The organism is Algimonas arctica (assembly GCF_014652695.1).
Taxonomy (GTDB): domain Bacteria; phylum Pseudomonadota; class Alphaproteobacteria; order Caulobacterales; family Maricaulaceae; genus Litorimonas; species Litorimonas arctica.
On sequence record NZ_BMZH01000006.1, the window covers coordinates 25,719 to 44,673 of the forward strand.

Here is an 18,955-nt window from a genome sequence, read left to right on the forward strand (position 1 = left end):
TTATCATGCGTCTTCACAGAGCGGTAGCGCGGCTAATTGTGCCCGGACCGCCGCTGCGCGCGCTCGGTTTCGAGCGTCTCTTTTAACAAAGCCCGCGCTATTTTCGACCGCTCAGCGAGCGCGTCAATATCATCCCGCAAATGGTAGGTTTCTTGGATGTTTTGGTGATCCAGTTCTAAAAAGCGGTCTGCGATCATGTCTGCTTCACTCTCACTGGTTCCCATGGCCATCATCGCGGCGCGTCCTAATGCGATCGCCCCGCGCACCGTTTCGCGCTCGGCGAAATGAACCTCTTCGGCCAAGAGCTCAAATAGATGCGGACGTCCCCGCGCGCGAACGATCAGTTTAGCCGCTGGGTAAGCCGCCTTGATCTCTTTCACTAAAGCGGTGTTATCGGCGATCGCGATGACGATGATCTTGGCGTCTGCCGCTCCGGCCAAGCGGAGTAATTCCATATCCGTCGCATCGCCATAAAAGACGCGGTGGTGAAATTGTTTGAGGAACTCAATATGGTCGCCATTATTGTCGATCAGGGTTGTATGAATGCCCTGTGTTTCGAGCAGCCGCCCGATAATCTGTCCAATTCGGCCATAGCCCAGAATAAGCACAGGGTGGTTTTGATTGATCGGCGCTTCCCCGGTGGTCTCTGGTCCGCGCTGGAAACGGGGCATAATAATTCGATCAAAAGCGAGGAGGGCCAGCGGCGTCATGGCCATCGATAAGGCGATGACGGCGGTCAGTATGCTCGATGTTTCAGGTGAGATCGCTCCTTCGGTTAAGGCAAAGGTGAACAACACAAACCCGAATTCACCGGATTGGCACAGCAGGAGGGCGAAAAACAGGCGCGGCAGACGGCTTAAGCCTGAAATCTTACCGATACAGATTAAGATCAGGAATTTGAGGGCCATCAGGCCGAGTACCAACCCAATGATCAAAACCGGCTGCGTTGCGATAAAAATAAGATCAAGGCTCATGCCGACAGAGATAAAGAACAATCCGAGCAGGAGGGCTTTGAACGGTTCGATATCGCGTTCCAGCTGGTGGCGATATTCGCTATCGGCCAGAACCATGCCCGCAATAAAGGCCCCGAGCGCCGCAGAGAGACCGAGCCAATCCATCAACAACGCCGCCCCAACAACGAGCAGGAGCGCGACGGCGGTGAAGGTCTCGCGCACTTCTGCGCGGGCAATGAGACGAAACAACGGGGTGAGGAGGTAACGCCCGCCCAAAAACATACCAGCAAAGACCAGTAGCGCGGAGATGCCGAGCCAAATGCCGCTCGGGCCGGGGCGCTCTGCGCCGTACTCGCTGACCGTCCCCTCAAAGGGCGTCAGTGTTGCCAAGATAGGCATGGCGGCAATCATCGCAATGACAATAACATCTTGAAACAGCAGTATCGAGAAGCCGCTTTCGCCTTCCGGTTCTGACATGAGTCTCCGGTGTTGTAGGATTTGTAGCGCGATGGCGGTCGATGAGAGAGACAGCGCCATACCGACGGCGAGCGATTCACCGAGCGACAGCCCAATCATGACGGCGACGCCTGTGAGCGCGAGGGTGGTGAGCGCGACTTGCGATCCCCCCAACCCGACAAGCTTGCCCCGCATCGACCAGAGTTTGCGCGGTTCGAGCTCCAGCCCAATCAAAAACAACATCATGACGACGCCGAATTCCGCAAAATGCAAGATGGTGATCGGGTCTGAAATCAACCCTAAAACGCTGGGTCCAATCAGGACACCTGCGACGAGATAGCCAATAACCGACCCAAGCCCGGAGAGCTTGCTGATCGGAACCAAGAGACAAGCCGCGCAGAGAAAGATAAAGACGGAGAGTAGAAAATTGCCATCCATGGGCAAGGCCTAAAGTTTAGACCCCCGCTTGACCAGTGACAATTAGCCGAGGTGGCGTGCCAAATTTCCCAAGGTCACGGTTTCTGTGCGCAACGCCACGCGAACGGCTTCATCATCCTCGTCCACACCCCAAATCTCGGCGCGATAAATCTCGTCGATTCGCGAGAGATCAAATGCGTCTCCGGGGTGGAGTTCGCCCTCCATCACAGCCATCGCGAGCACAGATGACCCCGTGACGGCGATGAGGTGGACAAATAGCGTCAGAGAAAAATCACACAAAGGCGTGGCATAATTGGCCACAGCATCGAGGCTCGTCGGGTCTTGGTCGATGGCGCGGATAGCGTCCGTTGTCTGCAAGATCACACCGCGCGTCACCGCCCAGTCGAGCCAAGGATTCCACGCCGCCGCTTGACGGGCGACATAGTCCGCAGGGTCTGGCGCGCGGTAGGACAAAAGGTCAGTCCCGGCATAGGTGCGGGCTTCCGCGATTAGGCTATCGCGCCGCTCAGAGACATTTTCGCTCGCGACGTTGGCGAGCCGGGTGACAGGCATAACGGTCGGGTCGATGTTGCCATCCGTGGCAGGTGGAACGGCGTCCCACTCCGCCTTGATTTGGGCCGCAATCGGCGCGGAAGGCACGCGAAGGGCGCGTTTGCCCGGCGTCTTTAGCGCGCGTCCATCGAGCCGGATGAAATGCCCGTCTGCGTCATTGTCTAGCGTCACCTCGGTGTAGAAACGCTTCGCCATTACAGCAGCTCATCCCAGTCAACTTGCTCTTCACTTTCGGAGAAACCAAACAACTCAAACGCGCTCTTCATATGTTTGGGCATCGGCGCCGTCACGGATAGGTCGGGTTGGCCGTCGCGCGGAATAGTGAGCGAGCGGGCGTGCAGGTGCAGGCATTTGTCCAAACCACCGGGCAGCTGTCGATCCGTCATATATTTCGGGTCCCCCGCTAAAGGCGCGCCGAGAATTTGCATGTGTAGGCGGAGCTGATGGGTCCGTCCCGTCAGGGGCATCATGGCGACGAAGGCGGCTTTCGCTCCGGCCGTTGCCACCACTTCATAGAGGGTGCGCGCGTGTTTGGCCTTGGGTGTGCCGTGGCGCACGGCCATCATGACCTCTTTGCCCTCATGGATATTTCCAAAGCGGTTATCGAGCTCACCCTTAGCCATATAACCGGCGATTTCACCGGACAGCGGGCGCGGCACGCCATTGGTGACACCCCAATAGATTTTCTTGGCCGTGCGACTTTGAAAGGCGCGACCCGCCCATTTAGCGGCTTGAGCTGATTTCGCGATCAGCAGGACGCCTGACGTATCGCGGTCGAGCCGGTGCACGAGGCGAAAGCCGTCCGGCAACATGCCGTCAATATGCTCATGCGTATTGGTCCCGCCCTGCACGGCTAGCCCAGCGGGCTTGTCGATAGCGATGAGGTCGCGGTCCTCATAAATGACCATGTCGAAGAGGCGGCTTCTGTCGCGTTTGCTTGTTTCGGCTTTTACAACCTCGGGGTCGGGTAAGGGCGGAATGCGAACAGACTGTCCGGCCTCTAGGCGAAAATTACCTTTGGCCCGTTTACCGTCGACGCGGATTTGTCCCGTCCGCAGGAGTTTTTCGACCTTGCCGTGGGCGACATGCGGGAACAGCCGTTTGAACCAACGGTCAAGCCGTTGTCCGGCATCATGCTCCGGCACGTCGAGTTGTTGAACACCACTCATGCGAAGGCCTTTCGGGCAATAAGAAGGCCAACTGCAATCGCTGCAATGGCCAAGATAACAGAGCCGCCGACATAGGCGGCGAGGACCCCGTATCGGCCTTTTTCGAACATCAAAAATGCGTCGAGTGAAAAGGCTGAGAACGTCGTGAATCCACCGAGTAAACCGACGCCAAGCAGCAGGCGCAAATTCTGTCCGCCGTCTTTTGTCGCCAGCCATCCGGCCAATAATCCCATGAGCAATCCGCCCAGCACATTGGCGGCCAGAGTTCCCACGGGAAAACCGGGACCAAAGACGCGAAAGGTGAGCTGGCCGAGACCGTGTCGCCCCATGGCGCCGATCCCGCCGCCTAAGGCAATAAGGAGGTAAGCTTGCATGGGCGGGGCTATACGCGACCCCGCGTCTGTTTCAAGCGTCCGCCGCGCTCAGTGCGCTGTGGACCGCACAGGGTTGCGGACTAGGTTGGGTTCGGGATCGCGCGAATAGGCAACAGCCCAATTCGGCCTTGGCGGTCTATTTCAACCTCCCAGACATCGCTGTTTTCTTCGGCTTTTAGGCTTCGTTCCAGATCGTTGGTCGCGTCAACGATCCGGTCATTGACCGATAGAATGAAATCACCGGGCCGGAGGCGGTTATAATAGGCGGCGGATCGGCGCTGGACTTTGAGGACCATGACGCCGTTCAAATAGGGGTCAAATCCCAGTTCCTCGCCCAGCGCGGGGCTCATATTAACAACGGTCGCGCCGTCGAGCGGATGCACACCAAGCAATTCGCGCTCATCGCGTTTTGGGCTTTCCTGTGGAATATCGATTTTAACAGTCGCGGTGCGTTCACGGCCATCGCGGACATAGTCGACGCGCGTGCGCTCCCCGCTTTCCATTGTCGCCAATGTGAAACGCAGACCGCTATTATCATTCACTTCCGTGCCGCCAACGGATAGGATCACGTCACCTTTGCGCAGACCCGCTTCGTCGGCGGGGCCGCCATCCAATAACTCATTGATGACCGCACCGCGCGCGCGATCAAGGCCTAGCGCTGCCGCCATAGTGGCGTCAACGGCATCGGTGCGCGCGCCAATCCACGGGCGGACAATTTCGCCGGTGGATAAGGCACTATCGACGGCGCGACCGACCAGTTCGGCGGGGATCGCAAAGCCGATTCCGTTTGATCCACCAGAGCGTGAGAAAATCGCCGTATTGACGCCGATTAACTCACCCGACAGGTTGACGAGCGCCCCGCCAGAATTGCCGGGGTTTACCGCCGCGTCCGTTTGAATGAACGAGCTGGAATTGGACACATTGGTCCGACCGAGAGCCGAAATTATTCCGCTTGTGACGGTCTGCCCGACGCCAAAGGGGTTGCCGATCGCGAGCACAATGTCGCCAATTTCGCGGTCGCCGTCCTGTTGCAAGCGCAACGTGGGGAGCTGTTCGCCGGCTGTGTCGATTTGTAGGACGGCCAAGTCGAGATCATCATCTTTAGCGATAACGGTGGCATCGAATTCACGGCGGTCATTCAAGACCACGCGCAGTTCATCAGCCCCGCGAATGACGTGGGCGTTGGTGACGACTGTGCCGTTCGAGCGGACGATAACACCAGAGCCAAGCGAATTTTCAACGCGTTCTTGCGGCGCGCGGCCCATCCCAAACATACGGTCAAAGAAATCATTGCCCGTCGACTGGCGTCTTTGCACTGTGCGGGACGTAAAGATGTTAACGACTGCTGGCGCGGTTTCCGACACGACAGGCGCGTAGGACAGTTGGACCTCCATTTGTGAGGTCGGGATTTGTCGGAGGAGCGGTTGAAGGGCGGGGTTCAGCGGGGTTTGGGCATGCGCGGACAGGCTGAGCGTCGCGATCGCTAAAAAGCTGATGAGTGTCTGATTCAGGGCGGTTTTCATAACACCTCTATAGGCGACGTCCCGCGAGGGTAAAAGCGGGACGTCAGAGAGTGACCAAGGTTTAAGGTGGTCTTTGTGGGGTAATTTAGCGGCCGCTGCTTTTTTCGATGGCCGTGCGGGCTTTTTCTAATGCTTTGAGCGCTTTCTCAAGCTCCCGCTCTGCACTGCGAAGGTCTTTCTGGGCATCACCTTCAGCGGTTTCGCGCAAATCCGCCAGCATCTTGTCGGTTGATGCGAGCATTGATTGGGCGGCGCGCAGTTGGCTTTCCGCCATGACAGAACTACCGTCTTCGCCCTGAGCGAACGTGAAGCTGTGTGATTTTCCGTCATTGGAAACCCAATTCGACATTTCATTATTCGTTGTGAAAACACGAAGCTTTTGTTCGCCATCGCTCGTCGGGAATCTATCGCTGCCGCGAATAACGATCGTTTCAATGCCGGGGACATCCCCCATTTCGTCTTCGCTGATTTCTGTGCGCGTGCCGTCGTCTTCAATGCGGAAAACCTGTTGGACACCATCCTTAACTTTGACCTCATAGGACCCGCCGTCGCTATCGCTACTTTTTTTGATGATCATTGTGCGGACGTGGGTTTCAGCCGGGGTGTGGGTCAGTGCGTGTAAACTCGGTTCTCCGTTTAAGCGCGCGCGATGCGGCGGCGGTGGGGGCGGCGGCGCTTTGACGTCCAGCAACGTATCGACGTCGATATCATATTCGGCTTCTAGTTGCTCGCGAGTGAGTGTCTCAGTTGTGCCGTCACGGCTGACACGCAGATAGGTTTTGACGCCGTCTTCACTGCGAATTTCATAGCCCGGTTTGTCGTCATCGGTAAATTCCGCGCGCACGACGTGGACAGATTTTTGTGTCGTTGTGCTTGTTGTCGTTGTTTCTGGTGTGTCTGTCGTTGGCGGGCCGTCAGCCAAGCTCAGCGGGGCCGTGAGGGCCGCGCCGGTGAGGAGTAGGGCAGCGAGGCCCCATCGGCTCGCACCGCGTCGTGAATTCGTCGAAGTTCCCAGAGTCATAAGTCTCTCCTTTACGGGATGGTGAAGCGACAGGGTCAGTCCTGTTGCGGAAGCTGGGTTGGCAAGCCCAGATTTTTTCGTGGCAGTTCTGGCCGCCGTGAGCAGCGTTTCTGCATAATCCGCGCGCGCAGCCTCACCCGTCAGCCGCAATACGGCGGCGTCACAGGCGGCTTCTTGGTCGGCGCGAAAGCGAGGCCACGCCAGATGGGCGAGGGGGTTCGGCCAGAGGGCTAAGCGGAAGGCCATCATTGCACTGGCGGTCCAGAGGTCGCCGCGCCGCACGTGAGTCATTTCGTGCAGAAGGGCGAGGTGGCGTTGCGCGGGCGTAAAACGCTGTGTGAAATTGACGGGTAAGATGATGACGGGACGGACTAAGCCGCACACGAGCGGGCCATCATTGTCGAGACTCATGCGTAGAGTAGGTATCGTTTTAAGACCGGATAGGCGCGAGGCGCGGGCAATCTCCACCCGCAAAACCGTATCGGGCATAAGGCTCATTCGGTGAATACGACGCGCGAAACGGTGCTGTCGGATCAAAACCCACAGGGACCCAACCCCGATCCCGATCAACCAAATGGCTATTAGTCCCGTCGGCCAGAAATCAGAGAGCGTTGACCCAGAGGATGCGAGAACAGGTATGACGTCAGCGCCCTCATAATAGGCGACAAATTTGGGCGCGGGCTCCGCTACTTTATCAAAGGCTTGTGTGTACCAGCGGCTTATGCCCCAGTCGGACGGCAGGCTGATGGGCGGTGTTACCAAACGCAGGATGGGCAGTAACCAAAGCGCATAAGCGATGCGCGCGCCAAACCGACGTGTCACCGCGCGGCGGGTGAGTAAGACGAGAGCCAGAAGCGCTGTCACGGCGATCCCCGTTGAAATCAACGACTCAGATGAGATGAACAAATCAGTCACGGCGCTTCAGCTCCCGAATAATGGCTTCCAACTCAGCAATGTCTGAGTCAGACAGCCCGTCTCCTTCCGCAAGATGCGCCACAATGGGCGCAGCCCGGCCGCCAAACAGCCGCTCGGAAAAGCGGCGTGTGGCACTGGCGGCATAGTCGTCGCGCGATAATGTCGGGTGGTAGAGAAACCGGCGACCGTCGCGTTCCGCGCGCAACGCGCCCTTGTCGACCAGACGCGACAAAAGCGTCTTGATCGTTTGTAAGGAGCGACCGTCATCGGTCGGAAGTTTGGCATGGACGGCGCTTGCCGCGAGACCGGATTGATCCCAAAGCACGCTCATGAGATCAAGTTCAGACCTTGCAATTGCGCGTTTCATTAAACCACACCCCAACGATTATCTTACGACTACAGTTGTAGCCTTAGAATCGATTACAAGTGTAGTCAATGGTAATTTGAGGGTGGAAAATTGAATTTTAGACAGGTTTTCCAGAGACGCGAATTGGGTCGTCAGGCAGGCGTTGACTAATTATTGAGGGTTGCCGCGTGCGGCATGCCTTCGAATATCGGGTCGAGATAGGCGTCGTTATTGCCGGCATCCCAATTCTCGACACCTTTAATGCAGAAGTGTTCAATCGCGGGGGGCTGTTCCGCGAGACGCGCGTCGGTTTCCATGCGGTGATAGGATTGAATATCCGCCAGTGTGGTCGCTTTTCCATTGAGGCAGGACAACACCAGAGAGTCCGGGGTTGCGTCATCAATCTGGATAAATTCTGAACGGTTATAGGCTTTGTAACTTACGCTGACGCCGTCCGCAGAGAGGTATTTCACAAAGACCATACGGCGATAATTGGGGTTATCGCTGGGCCCTGTTTCAATCAGGAGGGTCGGGGACAGATCGGCGGATTGTGCCGCCGATGCATTAGGGATGATTAGCGCCACGAGCCAGGTGGCCGCCACACATCCTGCCGATTTGCTAAATCCCATAATGGGTTCTCCACACTTGCCCCAGCGCTTATCCCATACCATGGATGAACACAGGATGGCATCTGCAATGGCAGAGTCAGCTTAATTGTAAACGCGACAGGACATTATATGAGCGACCGCAGCGGCTTCGGCCATCAGACAACAGCGGACGAAGTTCTCGATGGGATCGACCTGTCAGGACGGCTCGTACTGATTACGGGCGGCGCGTCGGGGTTGGGACATGAAACCGCGCGGGCCATGGCGGCAAAAGGGGCGCAGATTATCATTGCCGCGCGCGATATGGAAAAGGGCGAAGCCGCCATGACGGCGATCCATGGGTCAGTCCCGGACGCGCAGATCGAAGTGATGCAGCTCGACCTCGCGGACCTTGATAGTATCCGCGCCTTTACAACGCTGTTCTTGCGCGAACATCCACGGCTTGATCTGCTGATTAATAATGCGGGCGTGATGGCGTGTGCGCAAGCGACCACCAAAGACGGATTTGAGATGCAATTCGGGACCAATCATCTCGGGCATTTTCTGCTGACCAATCGCTTGCGTCCTGCTTTGGAAGCCTCTGCGAAAGAAGGCCGCAAGCCGCGCGTCGTCACCCTTTCGTCTCGGGCTCACCACACCGCCCCCGTTGATTTGGACGATCCAAATTATAAGCAGGCGACTTATGAAAAATGGGAAGCCTATGGCCGGTCAAAATCAGCGAATGCCCTGTTCGCGTTGGAACTCGACAAACGCGGGCGCGATACGGGTCTGCGCTCTTACGCCGTGCATCCCGGGGGTATTATGACCAACCTCGGTCGGCATTTGACAGATGAGGATATTGCGATGTTGATGGCGCGGTTCAGTCAATCCGATGATCAGCCGGGCTTCAAAACCATCCCACAAGGGGCGGCGACCAGCTGTTATGCTGCGACGGCACCAGAGCTGGCAGACATAGGCGGGATGTATCTCGAAGATTGCGGGCAGACCTTCGTCAATGACGATCTAAAAGGCGATAAAGCCGGTCAGCGGAGTTGGATTATGGATGCTGATGTTGCGTCGAAACTCTGGACTTTAAGCGAAGAACTCGTCAGCGAGCAATTCGCCTAGTCGATATTCGCGACGATAGTTTGGGCGAGTTGGTCAAGGATGTTCCAGCGTTCCCGACTGTTCCTCACGCCCGCTCTCGATACATATCATAGGGCAGCAGGGGGGCATCTTTGTCTCAGGCGTCTGGGCCATAACCCCGTGCCATAAGAGTTCATAATTGGTATTGCGGTCTATACAGTCTGGCTCAGGCCTCAGCCGAGCAAAATTATCCCGGCGACCACAACGACTAAAATTGAAATAATCGCGATAGTTGACGGGCTGAAGCGAGATTTTCCCGCTTTTCCTTTGTGCATATCGTCGGTTCGGCTTTGTAAATGGTCTGGCATGATTGTCCTTTCTCTAAAAAAGGAACGTTTAGGGCGTGTAGCGGTTCCAATGTATGAGGTCAGTCATCATGGCCGAAACATGTGGGGCGCCCGAATTTGACCGATATACTTCTCACAAACTCAGTGGCCAGCGTCTATGCGCTGATCGGGTTTGCGCTGTTCGGTTTAACCCTGCAGCCTGCCTTGGCGCGGCGATATCATATTAATTTACCAGCGCTTTATATCGCCTTGGGCGTTATTGCGACGCTGCGGGGGTTTCCGCATCTCTCGCCGCTTGGCTCCGATCTACAAGCGACCATTCTTGCTCATGCGTCTGAGCTCATCGTGATTGTCTCCCTAACAGCGGCCGGCCTGTCGATTGATCTCAAGTCCGGATGGAAACGCTGGAACGCGACGTGGCGTCTTCTGGGGATTACGATGCCTCTGACGATTATCGCGCTCATCGCGCTTGGTCACTGGGCAGGGTTGGGGCTTGCGGGCGCTATTTTGCTGGGCGCGGCACTTGCCCCGACGGACCCTGTGTTGGCGCGGTCTGTTCAGGTCGGGGGCCCTGGCGAAGATGAAGACCCAACGCGGATCGCCCTCACATCCGAAGCGGGTCTAAATGATGGTCTCGCGTTCCCCTTCGTTTGGGCCGCGATTGCCTTGGCGGCCGGCACATTTAATTGGACAGAGTTTCTCGCCTATGACGCGCTTTATCGCGTGGCGGCGGGGATTGGGGTTGGCTGGGGTGTCGGATGGTGTGTCACGCGTGTTGTGGTGTCAAAGTTTGGCGACGCCGCAAATGAGCGCAGCAACCCGCTGATATTCGTGCTCGCCGCGACCTTCATCGCATACGGCCTCGCGGAGTTTGTCCACGCTTATGGCTTTCTGTCCGTCTTTATTGCGGCGCGTTCCGGGCGCCAAAATGACCAAGACGCAAAAGTACGGCAGCCTGACGAGAGGGCCTATTCACGCAAAGCGCATACGTCGGCGGATCAATTTGAAAGTATCTTAATGGTGATCCTCTTGCTCTGGTTCGGCACCTTTGTGGCGGCAGAACTATGGGATCAATGGCGTTGGACGGACCTTATAATTGCCCTCGCCCTATTACTCATCGTGCGCCCTTTGGCGGGGTGGATTGCGATGATCGGTTTTGGCTGTTCCAAGACGGAGCGGTTTAAAATGGCGTTTTTCGGTATCCGCGGCATGGGGACGATTTTTTACATCGCCTATGCGCAAACTCATGCGCAATTTGACGATATTGACGCGGTCTGGCGGATTGCCGGGCTTTGTATTCTGATTTCCGTGCTGATGCATGAAAGTCTGGCGGGCTGGCTGTTTAATCGCTCTCGTGTCGCCATTCCGATTGCGACGACAGATATGGGCGCGAACCACCCGATCTAAGTCATCTGAGCTTAGCGCCGTCCGCCCGTCTCGAAACCAATCAAATTGACCAAATGCACAATTAACATGAAGCCGACCGCGATGGCGACGAGGGCGATGATCATCCACGGCATCCGGTAGGGCCGGATATCAGTACTTTCACGAAAGCGCAGACGAATGCCAAGCGCGGCGAGAACCGCACACACGGCAATGCCCGAAAGGGTCAGAATTAAATCAAGATTCGCATACATGGCCGGCACATCTATCAACCACCTGTCGCTTCAGGCGGCGCGCCCGTAACACCATGTTCAGTCTTGTGCCAGTGGAAGGGACGGGTTTGTAGCTCAATCAGCGCTTGGAGAAGCGGTGGGAACAGTAAGAGCCAGTAGAGCGGCATGAACGGCACGTGTTTGAGTAAATGAAGTTGCCCTGCGCGGACAGCCCCCTAGGCGCCAACGGCCATGCCGCAGAGCAGGCTAAACCCAAGTGCCAGAAGGTAAATCGCGGGGATGGTCGCCTCCATGATACCCATCAAACGGGCGCCTTCATACAGCGCCAAACCGGTCATAACCGGGGCAAAGAATAGCACAGACAGCAACGATAGCCCCAAGGTCACTTGCAACATCACGGCCCGTCGCCACCCTCCCGACAGGGGCGCATTCATATGCACCAGCCATGTTTGCAGATAACCTTTTAGCCAGCGTGAGCGTTGCTTGAACCAAGGGCGAAGCCGAGAGACAGCTTCTTCTTGCGTGGGGAGGTGTATCCAGCCGATTCCGCCACCGTTTGCGACTAAGCGAAACGCCAAATCGGCATCCTCAGTCACATTAAACGGGTCCCATCCGCCCACAGTTTCTAACGCGCTGCGACGCATATGCGGACTTATGTAGCAAACGCACCAAGCATGACGCCTCATGCGGGCGGGCGCTAGTATGAGCGCCCTTCTATGTAGCCTCGTCTTTCTTGCGGTCTCTTTTAACAGTGTATTGCGGCCCCATAAATTCGAAGCCGTGACACATAAGGTCGAATACGGTTACGGTTCGGAATTGACGTCCACCACTAAAGTCGCTGTATTCAACTCCGACGTAAATTTGGGTCCGGTATCCATCTCTAATTTCAATGTCTCTGACAACGCTAACTACGTCGGTTTCAGAGTTAACGCTTACGGTAATAGGCGAACCTGTGCTCCGTCCATATACCTCAGTTGCGCTTGCCGCCAAATGGCCACAAAACTTCAAAATCTCCCCCGCCTCAGAAAAGAGTTTATCGCGATTTTCGGAGGTGTGCAGAGAAACATTAAGTGCGGGGTATTTACCGATATTTTTCACTTCAAGTTCGACGGTATAGGTTTCTCGATTTTGAGTGATCCAATCCCCTATGGCATTAACTTGGACATTTTCAAAAATAAGGTAGGGGCGGATTTCGGCGGCGGTCGCCTTGCGAGATTCCGTCAAGGTCTCTTCCGCAATTCTCAATGTTTCAGAGGCCGCGCCGGATGCCTTGCTGGTTTGCAGCAAAGTGAGGACAATCGTTGCGAGGCCCAGCAACCCTATCCACACGCCCCAGAATGCTACGAGCGCCATGAATTGCTGGGCCTTAAGGTCATCGCACGCAATAAAGTCGGTCAAGCGCTCGCGGGTTTGGTCTTGTTTTTTTGCCTGATTTGGGGATTGCGTATTAGACGAAAACTCCCCAGCCAGAGTTTCTGCTTTACTCGACTGACTGTGGATTTGCTGTGCTTCGTAACGGCAGCTTATGTTTTGATTATACCCGCCACTTGGTGAAATCGCCGCCCCGATCATCAACCAAACACCAGCACACAGAATGAAACCGATACGGCTGAACATTACTCTTTGCTTCTCGTCGTAGAAGGGACTCATACAACCTTGCTAGAGCCGAATCGTCTCGACTCCAAGCGCTTCTAAAACTTGGACCATGAACGCGGCTGAAAACTTACCGCGCCCAATCTTGTTGCGCACATTCGCCTCTTTCTCATTCACGCCCATCTCATTCAGCTTTTCAGTCAAGCTGGCATAGGTATGCCCTGCCCGCTTGATCTCGCCTTTCAGAATCGCTGAAATACGGCCTTCGTAAGTGTCTGTATCGGGCATATGCACTCTTTATGATGTTTTTTGCACTATATAACGTGCTTTTATGTTGCTTCTATAGTTCTTATGCACTATAAACAGTGCATATGCAACACTTCTTACTATCCGCCAAGTCCCGCTCATTGAGCCTCAAAGCCATCTACAAAATGGGTGAGGCCAAGGCGTATGAAGCGTTCTGTCAGTTGCGCTGGCCTGAAACAGGCGGTGAGGCCGTGTGTCCACGTTGCGGCTGTGTCGAGTCCTACAAGATCACCACGCGCCGCAAGTTCAAGTGCAAGGGCTGTCACCATCAGTTTAGCGTCACGTCCGGCACGATCCTGCATAGCCGCAAACTGGATTTCACAGACCTGCTCGCTGCTATCTGTCTATTCGTGACAGGCGCTAAGGGCATGAGCGCCGTTCAATTCTCACGCACAATGGACGTGCAATACAAGACCGCGTGGGTTCTGTGCCACAAGCTACGCGAAGCGCTAGCAGACGAAACAGACCACGCGCGCCTATCCGGCGAAGTCGAGATTGATGGCTGTTACGTTGGCGGCAAGGTTCGCCGCGCGAACTATAAGAACGACCGTCTGGACAAGCGTCTGACTGGCAACCGTTCGCCTCGTCGCCGCGTTGTTATTGCGTTGCGTGAACGTGGCGGGCGCACACTTCCTTTTGTCCGCCGCTCTGAAAGCGAAGGCGTGGAATTGGCGCGCGGCTTAGTCGAGACTGGCAGCACAATAATTGCCGACGAAGCCCGTCATTGGGACGCGCTGGAATGGGACTTTAAGTCGGAACGCATCAACCACAGCGAAGCATATAGCCACGAAGGCGTTCACACGAACTTTGTCGAAAGCTACTTTGCGCGTCTTCGTAAAATGGTCGGTGGTCAGCATCACTTCGTAAGCGCCAAGTATCTCTATCAGTATGCAGAACACTGCGCTTGGATCGAAGATCACCGCACGACGGACATAAAAGAGCTGGCGTTCAAGCTGGTTGATGCGGCTATGGCGGCTCCGAAAAGTTCAAAGTTTCGCAGTTATTGGCAGCGAGCACAAAACTAGAACAAAAAGTCGCACCCGATTCGCATAATGATGTTCTGTGGGATATAAAAAGATGAAGGCGAACCGCTGAAACGATTCGCCTTCTTAACCCCGCTGATAAGAGCGGTTCATGTACACGACACGCACCTAACTTTAGGGCTGTCGAAGATCAACTCTTATCACCGACATAGATGAAAAGAGTTGAGTCATGTTTGACAATTTAGAGCCATATAAAGAGCGTATTCCGACCTTTTTGGAAGCTGTCGAAGTCCATAAACTTGTGAAACGCGGGTTCCCAAACTCGCAAATTGCGGGGCTTTTTCAGACCAACCAAGGCCGTATTAGCGAGATTCGCACAGGCAAGCGCCATGCTGGATCGAAAACTAAGGCGTTCGGCTAACTAACGACGGGGCCGCAATGTCCATTGGATGTTGCGGCTCTCGTCCTGCTTGCCAATCACAACGCCCTTTTCCCTCTGCGTCCGTAGCGCCTTACTCACACGCCGCGTTAGATCACTCACAGCGCGCCTGTCGCGTATATCGTCGCCCGAAGTGGCGAGTATGTTCTGCGCTAACTCACGGGACCGTAGCGGGCCTTCTGCGTGACGTAATTCCAGCATGAGCGCGCCTAGCAGCTCCCCTTGCCCAAACATGACGTTGCGCTTCTGCCTTGGCATTATGGCGTCCAGTTCGCCGTCATAGCCGACTAGGCGCAAGGTCTTATCCAACGCCTTCACGTCGTTCTTGATCTCTGCCAGCCGTTCCGTGATCCGCTCGGCTTCGTTGAACAGATCAGCGCGGGTCTTTAGCAAGCCGTTCTGTGTCTCGCTGTAATCGGTAATTCGGGAATAGTGGGACATGCACCGGATTTAGCGCGCATTCATGGCTTTGTGTTGGTGCGTCTGCTACATAAGTCCGCGCATATGATTAGAGGTGCCTCCGAGCGGAAACGGGAGGTCAAGCGCGTCGTAAAAGGGCAGTAAAACCTGGAATAGACCCGCGTATTCAAGCCCAAATTGCGCGGCGAGCCAGCTGTCGCGCGTATTGAAATAATTGAGCGGAGCTTGCAAAGCGGTCCAGTCCGGGTGCGCGGTAAAGGCGCTGGCAGCCTGTCGCAACTGTTGCGGGTGAGGCCTGTCTTCGGCATCAAAAATGGTCACTAAACGCCCGTCCGATCTGTCTAACGCATAGTTTAGAGCGCGGGGTTTTGTTTGCGGAGGGCCGCCCGCAATTGTGGATGGGACGATGAGAACGCGAAAAGGGGGCTGCGCCAAGTTCTGCACCGCTCTGATTGTGTCTGGGTCATTGGTTTCGCAGGCAAAGATTATGTCGAGGCGATCAACCGGATAATCCAATTGCGAGAGTGACTGGATCAGATTTGGCACCATATGCGCTTCCCGAAACAAGGGCAGGATCACGGTATAGGTCGGCAAAGCGTCGTGCGGGAGTAACGGAGTGGGTTCTCGTCGCTAGGCGCTGCAGGCGAGTAACCTAAACACACTGAGAGCCACACTGACCCAGGCAACAAGAATCGTGAGGTTGAGCAACCCGTCTTCGATGTTAAATTCGGTGGTGATTCCGGCTCCGAGCACGGTCGCCAAAATGAGTGCGACCCCACTGCTGGTTAAAGTGGACGCCGGTCTGAGTTGATCGGCGCGACCAACATGCCGCAGACGGTGTCGTTTCGTTGTTCCCGGTTGCCCCATACCGACCTCCCGAGGGAGATCGGATAGAAATCGTTTCGGTTGTGCAACGTTTAGTTGGTTTGACTCAACCTAAAACAGGCCCATTCCGCCGCATCACGGACCATTGGGACTCCGCTCTGCGTGTGGGGTTGAGCTATTGCTACTAAGGATGGCATATTTGAGTTCCCGATCGCGTAGAGCACATTGCGTAGAAATCTTGGCCATCCGATCCGTTTAATCGGTGATCCGGAAAAGCGCGCCCGAAAGCCAGCCTCGCCTAATCCCGCAAGATCCGCCAAGGACGGAGCATTCAAATCATCCCGCGCGGCGAGCTTCGTTTCCCGCCCGACTTGCGCGAATTTATTCCACGGACAGACAGCCAGACAATCATCGCACCCATAGATCCGGTTGCCCATTTTCTCCCGAAGTTCCAACGCGACCGGGCCATCATGTTCAATTGTCAGATAAGAAATACAACGCCGTGCATCGAGTTGATAGGGAGCGGGGAAGGCGTCCGTCGGACAGGCGTCGAGACACGCGGTGCAGGATCCGCAATGATCCACCTCGGTCGGTGTCGGTGTGAGTTTGGCCGCGCTCAAAATTGTGCCGATGAACAGCCAATTTCCCCAGTCTCGTGACAGTAAATTGGTGTGTTTGCCCTGCCAGCCGAGCCCCGCTGCGGCCGCCAAAGGTTTTTCCATAAGCGGTGCCGTATCGACGAAAACTTTAACGTCCTCGCCAGTATCCCGCGCGAGTAAGCCCGCCAGTTCCTTAAGCCGCCCTTTCATCACATCATGGTAATCACGTCCGCGCGCATAAACGGATATAGTGGCGCGGTCCGCTTGTTCCAACGTCACAAGCGGGTCTGTCTCTGGTCCGTAATTGAGTCCAAAGATGACGGCAGAGCGCGCCTCGGGCCATAAGGATTGCGGGTGGGCCCGTCGGTCCAATGTGTCCTGCATCCATGCCATCGACGCGTGACGGCCTTGTGCCACATAATCACGCAAGTGCGCGCCGGCGTCCGGCCCGAAGGTCGACACATCTGCGATGTAGGGGTCCGTAAGACCCAGTGCGCGCGCGCGATTGCGCAGCGACTTGAGGGGATCGTTAGGTTTGGACGACATGGCTGCCCCTAGCGCGATGGCTTTCTAAAAGTCCAGATCGCTATAGTGGCGCGGCGGGCGAATTCCGGGCACGCGGTCTTGTAAGAACGGACGGAAAGACGGGCGCGATTTGATCGTTTGATACCATTCTTGAACCGCGGGCACCTCGCGCCACGGGACTTCATCAAGATAGTCAAGACACGACAAATGGGCCGCGGCGATGATATCGGCGAGCGTGTAAGCGGGTCCGGCCAGACCGTCGCGTAGGCTCAAGAGCCAGCTCATATAATCCAGATGTTCACGCAAGGCGGCCCGGCCTTCGCGCAAGGCCTCTGGGTCCGGCGCGCCGCCCAGTAAAACGGTTTCAAGCTTCTCGGGGAAAATTAGCGCGTTCACTTCATGATCAAACCGTTGGCCAAACCAGGTGCAAAGCCGTCGCACTTCTGCGCGCTTATGCCTGTTGGATGGCATGAGTAGATTACGCGTGCTGGCCTCATCGGCATATTCACAGAGGGTCTGACTGCCAACAATGGTAACCGTGCCGATTTCTGTCACATCCGTGAGGATCGGCGGAACATCTTCGATCGACAGCGACAGAAATTTATCATCCGGTTCCCACGGATTGATCTCAACTTCGCGCAGTTTTAGCTTCTTCTCCGCAAAGCAGAGGCGCACGGCGCGGCAGCCGGGATGCAAGGGATAATGATAGAGGGTCCGCATCCGTCGCGTCTATCCAGACATGGAAAACGAAGCCTTAAGGGACAGGGTTAAGACTGTGTTTAGGCGCTATTAAAACGCACATTCCCGTGCGCCTGCGCGCAACCTGCGGGATGGGGATGGATTAAAATATCTGCGGCGGGGAAAGCCGACATGAGCCGGGTTTCTGCCTCGACGACAATATCGTGACTCTCGGAAAGGGATAGGTGCGGATCAAGGTCGAGCCGCATTTGCATATGGAGATGCGGCCCAGAGGCCCGCGTGCGCAAATTGGTTACCGCGCGGATACGCGGGTCGGACATGACGCGATTGATGATCCATTTGCGCTCACTTTGGTCCAGTTCACGATCCATCAATTGAGACCAAGCGAGTCGGGCGACCCGGTAACCGGTAAACAGCAACCAGAGCGCCATCACGATCCCGACGACTGCATCGGCCCAATGTGCGTCTGTGAGCGTTGCAATCGCGAGGCCGATCATCACAAAAAGATTGCCCAGCAGGTCTGCCGTATAATGGGCCCGGTCGCCGCGCACGGCGATAGATCCCGTCGCGCGAATGGCCCAACTTTGTGCAATCAGTAGCCACAATGTCAGCATCACAAACACACCCATCACGACAATCGCGATGAGAGAGCCGTTGATGTCATGGCCATGACCCGCGTGATCCGCGCTAACGCCGCCCGTTCCCATTAATGCGCCGGTCGCAGCCCCGAACAAATGGAAGGCGGCGAGGCCGATTAAGCAGACCTGAAAAACAGCCGAAAAGCTCTCAGCTTTCCCAAAACCGAAGCGATAGCGATCATCCGGCGCACGCGCCGCAAAGCGCACGGCGATAAACGAGCTTCCGGCCGCGACCATATCCAGTGCGCTGTGAACCAGTGATGATAGAATGCCGACAGACCCTGTCAGGCTGTAGAGCCAAAGTTTACCCAGCGCCATGACGACGCCCAACGCCAAAGCGATCGCGGTGATGCGGCGGGTAATGATGGCGGAGCCTTCAGGCGGTAGACGTCCCGGACGCCCCTTGCGGTCCGGTAGGTCAAAGCGGTCATCGCGACCGCCATTTTTTTTCAAGGCGCGCGCCATCTCTGTATCTGTTGGGCCAGAAGCGGACATGGCGGGGGTTTATCACGAATGGACCGTTATACCATAACTTTAACATGTGAGTT

23 protein-coding genes are annotated in these 18,955 nt (G+C 56.0%); 4 read left to right on the forward strand and 19 right to left on the reverse strand.

All coding sequences use genetic code 11. The features are described 5' to 3' along the window. Nucleotides 1-32: 32 nt before the first annotated feature. The 8 genes from IE105_RS08470 to IE105_RS08505 form a co-directional block, all read right to left on the reverse strand. Nucleotides 33-1,847: a monovalent cation:proton antiporter-2 (CPA2) family protein gene (locus tag IE105_RS08470; RefSeq protein WP_189497408.1), complete on the reverse strand. Its 1,815-nt coding sequence runs from the start codon at nt 1,845-1,847 to the stop codon at nt 33-35. 42 nt (nt 1,848-1,889) lie between these two features. Further along, entirely contained in the window at nt 1,890-2,594 is a 705-nt protein-coding gene (locus IE105_RS08475) for an ATP12 family chaperone protein (RefSeq protein ID WP_189497410.1), read from the reverse strand. After that, entirely contained in the window at nt 2,594-3,568 is a 975-nt protein-coding gene (locus IE105_RS08480; RefSeq protein ID WP_189497411.1) for an RluA family pseudouridine synthase, read from the reverse strand. The genes IE105_RS08475 and IE105_RS08480 overlap by 1 nt, the downstream gene beginning before the upstream one ends. After that, the gene (crcB, locus tag IE105_RS08485) at nt 3,565-3,942 is read right to left on the reverse strand and encodes a fluoride efflux transporter CrcB (protein WP_189497413.1); all 378 of its coding nucleotides are present in this window, start codon (nt 3,940-3,942) and stop codon (nt 3,565-3,567) included. Before crcB ends, IE105_RS08480 begins: the two co-directional genes overlap by 4 nt. Before the next feature lie 80 nt (nt 3,943-4,022). Further along, nucleotides 4,023-5,465, reverse strand: a complete 1,443-nt coding sequence (locus IE105_RS08490) for a Do family serine endopeptidase (protein ID WP_189497415.1) — start codon at nt 5,463-5,465, stop codon at nt 4,023-4,025. 85 nt (nt 5,466-5,550) lie between these two features. Further along, nucleotides 5,551-7,401, reverse strand: coding sequence for a M56 family metallopeptidase (locus IE105_RS08495; RefSeq protein WP_189497417.1), 1,851 nt, complete (start codon nt 7,399-7,401; stop codon nt 5,551-5,553). Beyond that, complete coding sequence (locus IE105_RS08500; protein ID WP_189497419.1) at nt 7,394-7,768, reverse strand: BlaI/MecI/CopY family transcriptional regulator; 375 nt, start codon at nt 7,766-7,768, stop codon at nt 7,394-7,396. The genes IE105_RS08495 and IE105_RS08500 overlap by 8 nt, the downstream gene beginning before the upstream one ends. A gap of 146 nt (nt 7,769-7,914) precedes the next feature. Beyond that, nucleotides 7,915-8,376 (reverse strand): hypothetical protein, encoded by a 462-nt coding sequence (locus IE105_RS08505; RefSeq protein ID WP_189497421.1) that lies wholly within the window; start codon nt 8,374-8,376, stop codon nt 7,915-7,917. 108 nt (nt 8,377-8,484) lie between these two features. Between IE105_RS08505 and IE105_RS08510 the strand changes: the two genes are divergently transcribed. Next, complete coding sequence (locus tag IE105_RS08510) at nt 8,485-9,459, forward strand: SDR family NAD(P)-dependent oxidoreductase (protein ID WP_189497422.1); 975 nt, start codon at nt 8,485-8,487, stop codon at nt 9,457-9,459. Nucleotides 9,460-9,650: 191 nt separating this feature from the next. Here the strand turns inward: IE105_RS08510 and IE105_RS15525 are convergent, their stop codons facing one another. Further along, a complete protein-coding gene (locus IE105_RS15525) occupies nt 9,651-9,785 on the reverse strand; it encodes a hypothetical protein (RefSeq protein WP_267904667.1) in 135 nt (44 codons plus the stop codon). A gap of 96 nt (nt 9,786-9,881) precedes the next feature. On the opposite strand from IE105_RS15525, the gene IE105_RS08515 reads away from it, so the two are divergent. Then, on the forward strand, nt 9,882-11,171 hold the full coding sequence (locus tag IE105_RS08515) for a cation:proton antiporter (RefSeq protein ID WP_189497424.1): 1,290 nt from the start codon (nt 9,882-9,884) through the stop codon (nt 11,169-11,171). An 11-nt stretch (nt 11,172-11,182) separates the two neighbouring features. Here the strand turns inward: IE105_RS08515 and IE105_RS08520 are convergent, their stop codons facing one another. The 4 genes from IE105_RS08520 to IE105_RS08535 all read right to left on the reverse strand — a co-directional run bounded on the left by IE105_RS08520 (nt 11,183) and on the right by IE105_RS08535 (nt 13,261). Further along, the gene (locus tag IE105_RS08520) at nt 11,183-11,401 is read right to left on the reverse strand and encodes a hypothetical protein (RefSeq protein WP_189497426.1); all 219 of its coding nucleotides are present in this window, start codon (nt 11,399-11,401) and stop codon (nt 11,183-11,185) included. 194 nt (nt 11,402-11,595) lie between these two features. After that, nucleotides 11,596-12,024, reverse strand: coding sequence for a glycosyltransferase family 2 protein (locus tag IE105_RS08525; protein WP_233354073.1), 429 nt, complete (start codon nt 12,022-12,024; stop codon nt 11,596-11,598). A gap of 70 nt (nt 12,025-12,094) precedes the next feature. Then, a complete protein-coding gene (locus IE105_RS08530; RefSeq protein WP_189497430.1) occupies nt 12,095-13,030 on the reverse strand; it encodes a DUF8453 domain-containing protein in 936 nt (311 codons plus the stop codon). 9 nt (nt 13,031-13,039) lie between these two features. Further along, nucleotides 13,040-13,261 (reverse strand): DUF6471 domain-containing protein, encoded by a 222-nt coding sequence (locus IE105_RS08535; protein WP_189497432.1) that lies wholly within the window; start codon nt 13,259-13,261, stop codon nt 13,040-13,042. Nucleotides 13,262-13,344: 83 nt separating this feature from the next. Between IE105_RS08535 and IE105_RS08540 the strand changes: the two genes are divergently transcribed. Continuing rightward, nucleotides 13,345-14,304 (forward strand): IS1595 family transposase, encoded by a 960-nt coding sequence (locus tag IE105_RS08540; RefSeq protein WP_189497434.1) that lies wholly within the window; start codon nt 13,345-13,347, stop codon nt 14,302-14,304. Nucleotides 14,305-14,491: 187 nt separating this feature from the next. Next, nucleotides 14,492-14,683 (forward strand): hypothetical protein, encoded by a 192-nt coding sequence (locus tag IE105_RS08545; RefSeq protein ID WP_189497436.1) that lies wholly within the window; start codon nt 14,492-14,494, stop codon nt 14,681-14,683. Here the strand turns inward: IE105_RS08545 and IE105_RS08550 are convergent, their stop codons facing one another. From IE105_RS08550 to IE105_RS08575, 6 genes are read right to left on the reverse strand one after another with little or no spacing between them, the layout of a single operon-like run. Beyond that, nucleotides 14,684-15,142 (reverse strand): hypothetical protein, encoded by a 459-nt coding sequence (locus IE105_RS08550; protein WP_189497438.1) that lies wholly within the window; start codon nt 15,140-15,142, stop codon nt 14,684-14,686. Between the two features lie 45 nt (nt 15,143-15,187). Next, the gene (locus IE105_RS08555) at nt 15,188-15,715 is read right to left on the reverse strand and encodes a glycosyltransferase (RefSeq protein WP_189497439.1); all 528 of its coding nucleotides are present in this window, start codon (nt 15,713-15,715) and stop codon (nt 15,188-15,190) included. A gap of 36 nt (nt 15,716-15,751) precedes the next feature. Further along, nucleotides 15,752-15,988, reverse strand: coding sequence for a hypothetical protein (locus IE105_RS08560; protein WP_189497442.1), 237 nt, complete (start codon nt 15,986-15,988; stop codon nt 15,752-15,754). 50 nt (nt 15,989-16,038) lie between these two features. Further along, the gene (queG, locus tag IE105_RS08565; RefSeq protein ID WP_189497444.1) at nt 16,039-17,091 is read right to left on the reverse strand and encodes a tRNA epoxyqueuosine(34) reductase QueG; all 1,053 of its coding nucleotides are present in this window, start codon (nt 17,089-17,091) and stop codon (nt 16,039-16,041) included. Nucleotides 17,092-17,115: 24 nt separating this feature from the next. Beyond that, nucleotides 17,116-17,790 (reverse strand): glutathione S-transferase family protein, encoded by a 675-nt coding sequence (locus tag IE105_RS08570; RefSeq protein WP_189497446.1) that lies wholly within the window; start codon nt 17,788-17,790, stop codon nt 17,116-17,118. A gap of 59 nt (nt 17,791-17,849) precedes the next feature. Further along, nucleotides 17,850-18,902, reverse strand: coding sequence for a cation diffusion facilitator family transporter (locus IE105_RS08575; RefSeq protein WP_189497448.1), 1,053 nt, complete (start codon nt 18,900-18,902; stop codon nt 17,850-17,852). Between the last annotated feature and the right edge of the window lie 53 nt (nt 18,903-18,955).

What these genes read in the sequence shown, in the direction of transcription:
- IE105_RS08510 (WP_189497422.1), top strand. Translation starts at nt 8,485, where the DNA reads ATGAGCGACCGCAGCGGCTTCGGCCATCAGACAACAGCGGACGAAGTT.
- IE105_RS15525 (WP_267904667.1), bottom strand. Translation starts at nt 9,785, where the DNA reads ATGCCAGACCATTTACAAAGCCGAACCGACGATATGCACAAAGGAAAA.
- IE105_RS08570 (WP_189497446.1), bottom strand. Translation starts at nt 17,790, where the DNA reads ATGCGGACCCTCTATCATTATCCCTTGCATCCCGGCTGCCGCGCCGTG.
- IE105_RS08505 (WP_189497421.1), bottom strand. Translation starts at nt 8,376, where the DNA reads ATGGGATTTAGCAAATCGGCAGGATGTGTGGCGGCCACCTGGCTCGTG.
- IE105_RS08525 (WP_233354073.1), bottom strand. Translation starts at nt 12,024, where the DNA reads ATGCGTCGCAGCGCGTTAGAAACTGTGGGCGGATGGGACCCGTTTAAT.
- IE105_RS08490 (WP_189497415.1), bottom strand. Translation starts at nt 5,465, where the DNA reads ATGAAAACCGCCCTGAATCAGACACTCATCAGCTTTTTAGCGATCGCG.
- IE105_RS08530 (WP_189497430.1), bottom strand. Translation starts at nt 13,030, where the DNA reads ATGAGTCCCTTCTACGACGAGAAGCAAAGAGTAATGTTCAGCCGTATC.
- IE105_RS08540 (WP_189497434.1), top strand. Translation starts at nt 13,345, where the DNA reads ATGCAACACTTCTTACTATCCGCCAAGTCCCGCTCATTGAGCCTCAAA.
- IE105_RS08575 (WP_189497448.1), bottom strand. Translation starts at nt 18,902, where the DNA reads ATGTCCGCTTCTGGCCCAACAGATACAGAGATGGCGCGCGCCTTGAAA.
- IE105_RS08500 (WP_189497419.1), bottom strand. Translation starts at nt 7,768, where the DNA reads ATGAAACGCGCAATTGCAAGGTCTGAACTTGATCTCATGAGCGTGCTT.
- queG (WP_189497444.1), bottom strand. Translation starts at nt 17,091, where the DNA reads ATGTCGTCCAAACCTAACGATCCCCTCAAGTCGCTGCGCAATCGCGCG.
- IE105_RS08480 (WP_189497411.1), bottom strand. Translation starts at nt 3,568, where the DNA reads ATGAGTGGTGTTCAACAACTCGACGTGCCGGAGCATGATGCCGGACAA.
- IE105_RS08550 (WP_189497438.1), bottom strand. Translation starts at nt 15,142, where the DNA reads ATGTCCCACTATTCCCGAATTACCGATTACAGCGAGACACAGAACGGC.
- IE105_RS08520 (WP_189497426.1), bottom strand. Translation starts at nt 11,401, where the DNA reads ATGTATGCGAATCTTGATTTAATTCTGACCCTTTCGGGCATTGCCGTG.
- crcB (WP_189497413.1), bottom strand. Translation starts at nt 3,942, where the DNA reads ATGCAAGCTTACCTCCTTATTGCCTTAGGCGGCGGGATCGGCGCCATG.
- IE105_RS08545 (WP_189497436.1), top strand. Translation starts at nt 14,492, where the DNA reads ATGTTTGACAATTTAGAGCCATATAAAGAGCGTATTCCGACCTTTTTG.
- IE105_RS08560 (WP_189497442.1), bottom strand. Translation starts at nt 15,988, where the DNA reads ATGGGGCAACCGGGAACAACGAAACGACACCGTCTGCGGCATGTTGGT.
- IE105_RS08535 (WP_189497432.1), bottom strand. Translation starts at nt 13,261, where the DNA reads ATGCCCGATACAGACACTTACGAAGGCCGTATTTCAGCGATTCTGAAA.
- IE105_RS08470 (WP_189497408.1), bottom strand. Translation starts at nt 1,847, where the DNA reads ATGGATGGCAATTTTCTACTCTCCGTCTTTATCTTTCTCTGCGCGGCT.
- IE105_RS08475 (WP_189497410.1), bottom strand. Translation starts at nt 2,594, where the DNA reads ATGGCGAAGCGTTTCTACACCGAGGTGACGCTAGACAATGACGCAGAC.